The organism is Streptomyces sp. (assembly GCF_050698815.1).
Lineage (GTDB): Bacteria > Actinomycetota > Actinomycetes > Streptomycetales > Streptomycetaceae > Streptomyces.
In genome coordinates, this window is the sequence record NZ_JBOHCV010000639.1 from 1 (window position 1) to 7833 (window position 7833).

Below are 7833 nucleotides of genomic sequence, written 5' to 3' on the forward strand. Positions count from 1 at the left end.
GAGGGGGCGGCGTCGGTGCTGTTTGCCCAACTTCCGGCGCCTTCATCCGGTGCAGCGCTGCAGGATGCGATGATTCGGGTCTCCGTTCACCGCGTGTTCAATCATCCGGACCGGCCCGCGGATGACCGCGGGCGGCGCCATGACCTCCGAAGGCACTGGTCCACGGCGCCGTTCCGGGTTCCGGATCCACGAGCCGTGAGCCGCTGCCGGCGCCGGCCTGCGTTCACGCGCCGACGAGCTCGCGGACCGTCGCCATGTCGTTGAAGGGGAGCAGCCGCTCGCCGACGATCTGGTACGGCTCGCTGCCCTTCCCCGCGACGAGGACGACGTCGCCCGGGCCGGCGAAGGACAGCGCTCTGGAGATCGCCTCCCGCCGGTCGGCACACCGCTCGAACGGGGTGCCTGTCGCCGTGAGCCCCGGGACGATCTGGTCCAGGATCGCCTCCGGGTCTTCGTTACGGGGATTGTCCGAGGTGAGGACGCACAGGTCGGAGTACGTACCGGCGATCTCGCCCATCTGCGCGCGCTTGGTGACATCCCGGTCGCCGCCGCAGCCGAAGACGGTGATGACGCGGGTGGTGGTGAAGTCGCGGATGGTGCTGAGCACTTTGTCCAGGGAGTCCGGCGAGTGCGCGTAGTCCACGATCACGGACGTGCCGCCCGGCGTCTCGAAGCGTTCGAACCGCCCCGGGACGGGCGGCATCCGCTCGAGCGCGTGGATCAGTCCTTCCAGCTCGTGGCCCAGGAGGTGGCAGGCGGCCACGGTGGCCAGCGCGTTGGCCACCGAGAACCGGCCCGGGACGGGGATCGCCGCCGGGTACTTGTGGCCCGCGTGGTGCAGGGTGAAGCGGGTGCCGAGGGCGTCCATGGTGAGGTCGGTCGCCCGGTAGTCCGCTTCGGCGTCGAGGGCGTAGGTGGTCACCACGCCGGGCATCATCGCCGGGATCGTGGCACCGACCGGGTCGTCGGCGTTGACCACGGCGCGTTGGCACAGGCCCTGGAACAGGCGCAGTTTGGCGTCCCGGTAGTTCTCCATCGTGCCGTGGTCGTCCAGGTGGTCCTGCGTCAGGTTGGTGAAAACCCCGACGTCGACGAAGGCGTGGTCCACCCGGTGCGTCAGCAGGCCCATCGAGGTGGCCTCCAGCACCACACTGCCGACCCCGCGGTCCCGCATGCAGCCCAGCAGGTACTGGAAGTCCGGCGCCTCCGGCGTGGTCAGTACGGACCTCGGCATCGGGATCAGCTCGTCGCCGATCCGGCTGCCGGCCGTGCCGATGACGCCCGCCTTGGCGCCTTCGGCGATCCGCAGCACGGACTCGACCATGTACGACACCGACGTCTTCCCGTTGGTGCCGGTGATCGCCACCATGTCCATCTCCCGGCCCGGCTCGCCGTAGTAGCGGGAGGTGACGACGGAGGCGGTGACACGGGTGTCCGGCACCTGGACGACGCACACGTCGGCCGACGCCGCCCACGCCGGTGCCGGGCTGTCCGCTGCGGCACCTTCGACCAGACGGTTCTCGTCTTCGATCAGGATGGCCACCGCGCCCCGTGCGAGCGCCGGTCCGATGAACTCGGGGCCGCCCTCGAGGTGGCCGGGTACCGCGATGAACAGCGAACCGGGCGCCACACGATGGGCGTCGAAGCACGCTCCCGCGGTGATCCTCGTCTCCGGGTCTCCCTGGAGAATCCGATGGTCGTGTCCGGTCAGCAGTTCACTCAACTTCACAGGGAGCCCTTCGGGGGGAGTGCGGCGCGGCCGGTCCTCGGCCGGGCGCCGCTGTGCGACGCCACGCCGAAGCCGGGTGGTGTGGTGCTGTGTGGTGCGGAACGGGTGAAGTGCGTACGTCCGGATCGAGCCGGCGATGCGGCGCTACTGCGCGATCCCGCAGCCGGAGTGCTCAGGCGTTACGGGCGGTGGGGCGGCATCCCCGGAAGGGACCGTCGAGAATCGCTAGCCGTGACCGTGCAGTGCCCGGCAGCCGTTCTGCGGCGCCTCACTCACGGCATGAGCGGTGGTGGTGCACAGAGCGTGAGGGGCCTCTCGCAGGCCCGCCCTCACCGCATTCGTGCTACCCATGCGGCGAGTCTACCCCCAGGTGAACGGCCGGGATCCCCGTCGGACGGCCCCGCGGGCGGCCCCCGCGGGGCGGCGAGGTGACCCGGGAACTCCGGCCGTCCGCCCGGCTGTTCGGCGGCGCGCGGCGAAGCCGGGCCCGTGCCGGGCCGACGCGTCGCGAAGGCGCGAGAGGCTCACCCGTGGAAGGGGTGCCGCCCCAGGCGCATCAGCGGGGATGCCCGGCTCGGATGTTCGAGTCGGAGCCCGCTGGCAGCCTGGGATAGACATCAGAATGTGATCTGAGTAAGCTGGCTGTCATGAGCACCAGCCACCCGGAGTCGGTGACCTTCTCCGACCTTTCCCGCAATCCCCGGGCGGTGGCCGAGCGGGCCGCACATGCCGGGCGGCTCCGCGTCACCCACCGCGACGCCCCGGACTTCTACCTCACCGCTGCGGCTCGTGAGGAGCGGCGGGACGACGACCTCAGCACCTCCTCACGCATGTTTCTGGCACTGATGAGGCACGATGCCGGTGCCCGGGCGGTGCTGACGGCGATGCCGGATGTCTTCCCATGGATAAGGCACCTGGCGGAGGCGGAAGTCCGCGAGTTCACCGTCGAACTGATCGAGGGGCTCTCCGACGCGGCTGAGCTGGGTGTGGACGGCACCGCGCAAGAGGTCATCAGTGGCTGGCGGGCCACGGCCCGGATCAAAGCCGATCCTGAGGCGTACCAGGAGGCCCGGCGGCCCACAGAAGGCGACTTCGGCCGGGTGGAGCTCTCGAAGGACACCGAATAGGCCGGTCTGGGGTGCTGCCGTCCGAGCGGTGTCGGCGTGCAGGCTGGACCCATGGCACAGGAAACGCAGGAAAAGGCAGCGGCGGCGACACAGGCGGGCGACGTCGAGCGGGCGTTGCGGGCGGCGGTGCGGGGCGGCGAGGTCGAGTTCGGTACGGGCAGCCGCGCGCTGTTCACCATGGACGCCTCCAACTACCGCCGCGTACCGCTCGGCGTCGTCGCCCCGCGCGACGCCGATGACGTAGCGGCCGTCCTCGCCGTCTGCCGCGAGCAGGGGGTGCCCGTACTCGCGCGGGGGGCAGGCACGTCGATCGCCGGGCAGGCCACGGGAACCGGTGTGGTGCTCGACTTCACGCGGCACATGGACCGGATCGAGTCCCTCGATCCGGCGACCCGCACCGCCGTCGTGCAGCCCGGGGTGATCCTGGACCGGCTGCGCACCGCCGCCGCCCCGCACGGGCTCACCTTCGGCCCCGACCCCTCCACGCACAGCCGCTGCACCCTCGGCGGGATGATCGGCAACAACTCCTGCGGCTCCCACTCCGTCGCCTGGGGCACCACCGCCGACAACGTCTCCGAGCTGGACGTGCTCGGCTACGGGGGGCTGCGTGCCCGCCTCGCGCGTGGCGGTGACGGGGTCCCCGAGGAGCTGCGGGAGGGTGCGCGGACGCTGGTACGGGAGGAGCTGTCCCGGCTGCGTACCGGATTCCCCGAACTCCCGCGCCGCATCTCCGGTTACGCGCTGGACGAGCTGCTGCCCGAGAAGGGTGAGGACTGGGCGCGCGTGTTCACCGGGAGCGAGGGGACGCTGGGGGTGCTGACGCGGGCGACCGTCAAGCTCGTGCCGACGCCCGGCGCCCGGGTGCTGGCCGTACTCGGGTACGCCGACGAGAGCGCCGCGGCGGAGGCGGCGGCCGGGCTGCTGCCGTACGGGCCGCTGACCGTCGAAGGCATGGCCAGCGACCTGGTGGCCGACGCGGCGAGGGCGAACCTGCCGCGGGGCGGCGCCTGGCTGTTCGTCGAGGTCGGCGGCGATGACGAGGCGGCGGCGCGGGCCCGCGCCGGGGAGCTGTGCCGGGCCGCGGCGGCGGACGGCGCGACCGACCACCAGCTCGTCGTGGAGGCTCCCGCGCAGCGCGCCCTGTGGCGCATCCGCGAGGACGCCTCGGGTACGGCGACCCGGATGTCCGACGGGAGCGAGGCGTGGCCGGGCTGGGAGGACTGCGCGGTGCCGCCGGCCCGGCTCGGCGCGTACCTGCGGGACTTCCGCGCACTGCTGCGCGAACACGGGCTGCGCGGACTGCCCTACGGGCACTTCGGCGACGGCTGCATCCACGTGCGCATCGACTTCGACCTGATGGGCGAGCAGGGCATCCAGCGCTTCCGTGACTTCTCCTACGAGCTGGCGGACGTCGTCGTCGCGCACGGCGGCTCGCTGTCGGGCGAGCACGGGGACGGGCAGGCGCGGGCGGAGCTGCTGCCGAAGATGTACGGGGAGGAGATGGTCGGCCTCTTCGGGCGGTTCAAGGACCTGTGGGACCCGGCCGGCGGGCTCAACCCGGGGATGCTGGTGCGGCCCGCGCGTATCGACGAGAACCTGCGCTTCGCGCCGCTGCCGCGCGAGCCCGTCGACGTGGAGTTCGGCTATCCGCACGACGGCGGCGACTTCTCGGCGGCGGTGCGCCGCTGCGTCGGGGTCGCCAAGTGCCGTAACACGGAAGCCGGTTCGTCGGTGATGTGCCCGTCGTTCCGGGCGACCGGCCAGGAGCAGCACTCCACCCGCGGACGCGCGCGGCTGCTGCACGAGATGCTGGCGGGCGAAGTGGTCACCGACGGCTGGCAGTCGGAGGAGGTGCACGACGCGCTCGACCTGTGCCTGTCCTGCAAGGGCTGCCGGAGCGACTGCCCGGTGGGGGTGGACATGGCCACGTACAAGGCCGAGTTCATGCACCACCACTACGCGCACAAGCGCCGTCCGATGGCGCACTACTCGATGGGGTGGCTGCCGCGCTGGCTGCGGCTCGCGGCGGCGAGCCGGACGGTGCCGCTGCTGAACGCGGCTGCGCGGGTACGGCCGTTCGCCGCCCTCGCGAAGCGGCTGGGCGGCATCGCGCCGGAACGGGACATCCCGCCGCTGGCGCGCGAACCGTTCACCCGGTGGTGGGGCAGGCGACGGAAGCGCGAGCAGGGGCAGGGGCAGGAGCAGGGGAGTGGCCGGGGCGGGGGCCAGGAGATCCTGCTGTGGCCGGACACCTTCACCAACTACCTCTCGCCGGAGGCGGGTTCGGCGGCCGTGGAGGTCCTCGAGGACGCGGGGCTGCGCGTCACCGTGCCGGCGGAGCAGGTGTGCTGCGGTCTCACCTACGTCTCCACCGGCCAGCTGGACCGAGCCCGTGAGGTCATGCGCCGCACCCTCGACCACGTCGAACCCGCCCTGGACGCGGGGCTGCCCGTGACCGTGCTGGAGCCGCCGTGTGCGGCGGCCCTGCGCACCGACGTGCCGGAGCTGCTGAGCGACGACCCGCGTGCGCGCCGGCTCGCCGAGTCCGTACGGACCTTCGCGCAGACGCTCGAGGAACACGCCCCGGACTGGGCGCCGCCCCGCGTCGACCGCCCGGTGGCCGGCCAGACCCACTGCCACCAGCACGCGGTCATCGGCGACGCGGCGGACCGGCGGCTGCGTGAACGGGCCGGACTGACCGGGGAGCTGAGCAAGGGCTGCTGCGGGCTCGCGGGCAACTTCGGCTTCGAGAAGGGGCATTACGAGGTGTCGGCGGCGTGCGCGGAGGACCAGCTGCTGCCCGCGGTGCGGGCGGCGGGCCCGGACACCGAGCTGCTGGCCGACGGCTACTCGTGCCGCACGCAGCTGGCGCAGCTGGGCGGACAGGGCAGCCGGCACCTGGCCGAGGTGCTGGCGGAGCGACTGCCGGAGAAGCCGGCGTAGGAGCGGCGTTTCCGATGTCCGACCGGAGGAGGCTCCTGCCGGACCGGCCTGGAACGCTCCTTCAGCGCCTTCGATCACCGCTCGCGCAAGCCGGTCGACTCCGTCTTCATCCGGCTGGTCGGCGCAGCCGTGAAGACGATCGGCGAGCGGTTCGGGACGGGCGACAGCGATCTCGCCCGAGCCGCCGTCCAGTACGCCCTGCACGGCGTTCCCGAAGCCAGCGCTCTGGTCGGCTTCCGCAGCGCCTCCCAGATCACCGCTGTCCTCGCCCGGGCCACCGAACCGGTCAACGGCGAAGACATGTCATTCCTGCGGGACGTCATGTCACCCGTGCGAGAGAAGTCAGCCAGATCGACACCCGACACCCCCGCGAACCACGAGAATTCGCCCACACACCAGCAGCGAAGGACATGACGTGGAGTACACCGAGGTCGAGCAGAAGTACCGGCTCACCGGACCGGCGCAGCCGGTCAAGGACACCCTGACCAGCATGGAAGCCAAGCCGGGCGAGCCGTCCCGCCAGATCGACACCTACTACAACGCGCCCCACCGGGACTTCCTCGCCCCCGAGGTGATCTCCGAGTGGCTTCGCGTCCGTGTCGAGGACAACACCGCGTCCTTCAACTTCAAGCTCTGGCACCCGATCGACGCCAAGATCAAGACGCATTGCGACGAGTACGAGACAACCGTCGGTGACCCGAGGGCCGTCACCCACATCCTCGCGGCGCTCGACTGCAAGGAGATCGCCGTCGTCGACAAGGTCCGCGAGGAGTGGACCACGAGCGACGGGGACGTCGCCATCGCCTTCGACGAGGTGGCCGCACTCGGGACCTTCATCGAGTTCGAGTTCAAGGGCGAAGCCGACAGCATCGAAGCCGCCACGGCCCGCCTGGACGAGTTCATCGCGACCCTCGACGCCGATCTCGGCGAGCGCGTCAACGCGGGATACCCGCACCTCGCCCTCGGCCGGTAGATGCCGGCGACCGGCATCCCGTTCGGGTGGCGGTCCAGAAGAATAAAGGCCCGCCGACTGGGAGGAGGCGCGGTCCTCGCCAGTCCTGCAACCGGGCGCGTCCACCACCTCGTGGTCCACTCCTTCACCCGGAAGCTCGCCATGAAGGCCCCCGGAGCAAAGGTCACCCGGGAGTGGACCGAGTACGCCCGCAAAAGGAGAGCCATGCCCGCCGACGTCCTGCCCTTCTTCCGTTACGGACGTGACCAACTCGATGCTGTCCGGCCCGTCCTCGTCGACGTGTACCGCGAGGTGTATGCCGATGAGATCAAGGCCGATCCGTTCTTCTCCGCCGAGAAGTTCGAGGAGCGCCTGACAAGCCAGGCCGGTCTGCCCCGGTGGGAGGCCGTCGTGGCGTACGACGACGATGAGCCCGCCGGATACGTCTACGGCGCTGCCCTCGCACCCGGATCGGCGTGGTGGAAGGGAATGATCGAGCCGCTACCTGAAGAGGACACCTCCGAGAGCGGCATCCGCACAGTGGCTGTCTTCGAAGTCATGGTGCGCGCTCAATGGCGCGGCACCGGCCTCGCCCGACGTATCCACGAGGAGCTGCTGACCGGTCGCCGCGAACAACGCGCCACGCTCCTGGTCGAATCCGACCACCCCAAGGTCAAGTCCCTCTACGAGCAGTGGGGGTACCGCGACCTGGGCGGGCAAAGGCCGTTCCCGGACGCCCCGCTCTACGCAACGATGGTCCGCGACTTGGGCCATTAGGCGAGCCACCGACCGATGCGGAATCCTGCTGAGGCAGGAGCGCTTATCTGTCGCTATCGACGACGTCATGGTTGGGGTTCACGGGCCAGTACGGCCCTGCCACCATCGACCGAAAGAGTCGCCCCGCTGATGAAACCGGCATCGTCCGACAGCAGATACGTGATCGCTGCGGCAGCCTCTTCGGGTCGGCCCACTCGTTCGAGGGCGTGCAGCATGCCCGTACGGGTGTGCCATCGGGCACCGCGCTCCGTGCCGAGCCTGGCGACGTCCTCCTCGTACCGTTCGACGGCGACCGTGCCCAGTGC

General features: G+C 71.0%; 7 protein-coding genes. 5 read left to right on the top strand and 2 right to left on the bottom strand.

All coding sequences use genetic code 11. From position 1 onward, the window contains the following. Nucleotides 1-223 precede the first annotated feature (223 nt). On the bottom strand, nucleotides 224-1729 hold the full coding sequence (locus ACRDP3_RS23000; protein WP_431518900.1) for a UDP-N-acetylmuramoyl-L-alanyl-D-glutamate--2,6-diaminopimelate ligase: 1506 nt from the start codon (nucleotides 1727-1729) through the stop codon (nucleotides 224-226). Between the two features lie 647 nt (nucleotides 1730-2376). Here ACRDP3_RS23000 and ACRDP3_RS23005 point away from each other — a divergent pair. The 5 genes from ACRDP3_RS23005 (at nucleotide 2377) to ACRDP3_RS23025 (ending at nucleotide 7528) form a co-directional block, all read left to right on the top strand. Next, nucleotides 2377-2856, top strand: a complete 480-nt coding sequence (locus tag ACRDP3_RS23005; protein ID WP_431518901.1) for a prevent-host-death family protein — start codon at nucleotides 2377-2379, stop codon at nucleotides 2854-2856. Between the two features lie 51 nt (nucleotides 2857-2907). After that, nucleotides 2908-5799 (top strand): FAD-binding and (Fe-S)-binding domain-containing protein, encoded by a 2892-nt coding sequence (locus tag ACRDP3_RS23010; RefSeq protein ID WP_431518902.1) that lies wholly within the window; start codon nucleotides 2908-2910, stop codon nucleotides 5797-5799. Nucleotides 5800-5928: 129 nt separating this feature from the next. Then, a complete protein-coding gene (locus tag ACRDP3_RS23015; RefSeq protein ID WP_431518903.1) occupies nucleotides 5929-6213 on the top strand; it encodes a hypothetical protein in 285 nt (94 codons plus the stop codon). Nucleotide 6214: 1 nt separating this feature from the next. Continuing rightward, nucleotides 6215-6772, top strand: coding sequence for a class IV adenylate cyclase (locus ACRDP3_RS23020; RefSeq protein WP_431518904.1), 558 nt, complete (start codon nucleotides 6215-6217; stop codon nucleotides 6770-6772). A 204-nt stretch (nucleotides 6773-6976) separates the two neighbouring features. Continuing rightward, nucleotides 6977-7528, top strand: coding sequence for an N-acetyltransferase family protein (locus ACRDP3_RS23025; protein ID WP_431518905.1), 552 nt, complete (start codon nucleotides 6977-6979; stop codon nucleotides 7526-7528). 65 nt (nucleotides 7529-7593) lie between these two features. On the opposite strand, the gene ACRDP3_RS23030 is transcribed toward ACRDP3_RS23025, so the two are convergent. Then, a partial coding sequence (locus tag ACRDP3_RS23030) for an SDR family oxidoreductase (RefSeq protein WP_431518906.1) occupies nucleotides 7594-7833 on the bottom strand: 240 nt, incomplete at its 5' end.

What these genes read in the sequence shown, in the direction of transcription:
- ACRDP3_RS23025 (WP_431518905.1), top strand. Translation starts at nt 6,977, where the DNA reads ATGCCCGCCGACGTCCTGCCCTTCTTCCGTTACGGACGTGACCAACTC.
- ACRDP3_RS23005 (WP_431518901.1), top strand. Translation starts at nt 2,377, where the DNA reads ATGAGCACCAGCCACCCGGAGTCGGTGACCTTCTCCGACCTTTCCCGC.
- ACRDP3_RS23010 (WP_431518902.1), top strand. Translation starts at nt 2,908, where the DNA reads ATGGCACAGGAAACGCAGGAAAAGGCAGCGGCGGCGACACAGGCGGGC.